This window comes from Pseudoalteromonas sp. MTN2-4 (assembly GCF_042848605.1).
Taxonomy (GTDB): domain Bacteria; phylum Pseudomonadota; class Gammaproteobacteria; order Enterobacterales; family Alteromonadaceae; genus Pseudoalteromonas.
In genome coordinates, this window is sequence record NZ_BTGK01000036.1 from 1 (window position 1) to 1,557 (window position 1,557).

Below are 1,557 nucleotides of genomic sequence, written 5' to 3' on the forward strand. Positions count from 1 at the left end.
GGTTTATGAAGAAGCCGCTTTTATATTTAAGTTTCTCTTTAATAATTTGCTTTGTAATACTGAAAACAGTCCCATACTGGCCTGAAAGCAAATTGAAGCATGTAGTTTATGTGTTTTTGAATTCAAAAAGTTTTGTAAAAGCTATAAGGGCAACCGAGCAAGAAGGTTATGTTTCAATACAGTGGGTACAAACCTCTGCAGAAACCGAAGTTTCACTAGCTTGGGTTGCTGCAGGTGCCAAATATAAAGAAGTCTCCAATCCAGATTTAAGCAGAATTGTAGTTCCATATAAAGAAAATGGCTTTAATTCACTTTGGCTTCAAAAAGAGGGTGAGGCTTGGATATTAAGAAAAGCTTTTTCCTTTAAAAGTGAGTACGGAATTGGTGAAGGTGCTTACGCTTTAGGTAAGAATATTAACCCCAAAGATGTGTGTTCACCAAAAGTACAATGTTTAGAGCACTTGTTTGATAATTGGTATGTTATAAAAAATTAGTATGCAAAAATAAACCTAACAAATTAATTAAAAAGTGGACGTAAAACAGCAGGCTTGCGCTCATTCTTCGCTTAGTTTAGCCTGCTATTTTCCGCCGTTTATTAAGGCATTAGCTGTACTAGGTGAAGTTTGACTCCATATTTTGAAATCAGCTTAAAACCCAGCATCGATTACTTTTTGTGGTTGCTACCTGTTTTATTTTTGCTTGTGGCTTTTGTTAGGCTGCCAGCCATCACTGATCTTGTATTGAGCACGGTTAAAATTTCACGAAATTGGCTTTTATCAATTTTTGGTGTGATTTTTTTCATTGCACTGTTTAGTACTTACTCAGAGTTAGAACAAGATCTCGGTGTTAAAAGTCAGATTGATGCGGGTGAGTTTTCACTTGTATCGGGCTGTATTCAAAACTATCGCCTAGATGAAGTTAAGGGACATACAGCAACATTTGAAGTGCAAGAGGTCGAGTTTTCTTATAATAACTATACAAGAACACCTTTTTTCTATGAAAAAGAGTTACCAGGTAAAGTTATAAAAAATGGCAATTGCCTAGAAATTAGCTACTTAACAATATCTAAAGAAAACAAAATCATAAAAATCGTACAGCTAACAAAGTAATTAAACAAAGGACACAAAACAGCAGGCTTGTGCTCCTTCGTCGCCAACTTTAGCCTGCTCTTTTGTGCCGTTTATTACGGCGTTAGGCTACATCAAGGTTGAATGCATGGACTGGAACTATTTAATCATTTTCTCAATTTGCTTGAGCCTATTTTTTATAATGGTCAAATTGTCAGAAATTGACGCAAAATTAAAAATTCTCTTATCTCAACAAGAGATCGATTGGTCTCAACAATTTAATGAAGAAATACATAATGCAATTTTAGGTGGAGACCTACCTAAAGCTGCAAAATTACTTAGAAGTGAAACAGGCTTATCTTTTGTTTACTGCTTAGATATAGTCAAAAAACACGGTAAAAGTTCTGCCTAACAAGCAATTAAACAGGGATTAAAAACAGCGGGCTTTTCGCTTCGCTCAATTTTAGCCCACAATTTTTACCCGTTAATA

General features: G+C 35.1%; 3 protein-coding genes. All 3 read left to right on the plus strand.

Annotated elements, in window-relative coordinates; translation table 11 throughout:
• Positions 1–494: hypothetical protein (locus ACGHEH_RS21550; RefSeq protein WP_390449793.1), on the plus strand; the 494-nt coding region annotated here is incomplete at its 5' end.
• Positions 495–623: 129 nt separating this feature from the next.
• Positions 624–1,109: a hypothetical protein gene (locus ACGHEH_RS21555; RefSeq protein WP_390449796.1), complete on the plus strand. Its 486-nt coding sequence runs from the start codon at positions 624–626 to the stop codon at positions 1,107–1,109.
• Positions 1,110–1,215: 106 nt separating this feature from the next.
• Complete coding sequence (locus ACGHEH_RS21560; protein ID WP_390449798.1) at positions 1,216–1,479, plus strand: hypothetical protein; 264 nt, start codon at positions 1,216–1,218, stop codon at positions 1,477–1,479.
• Positions 1,480–1,557: the final 78 nt, after the last annotated feature.

What these genes read in the sequence shown, in the direction of transcription:
- ACGHEH_RS21560 (WP_390449798.1), top strand. Translation starts at nt 1,216, where the DNA reads ATGGACTGGAACTATTTAATCATTTTCTCAATTTGCTTGAGCCTATTT.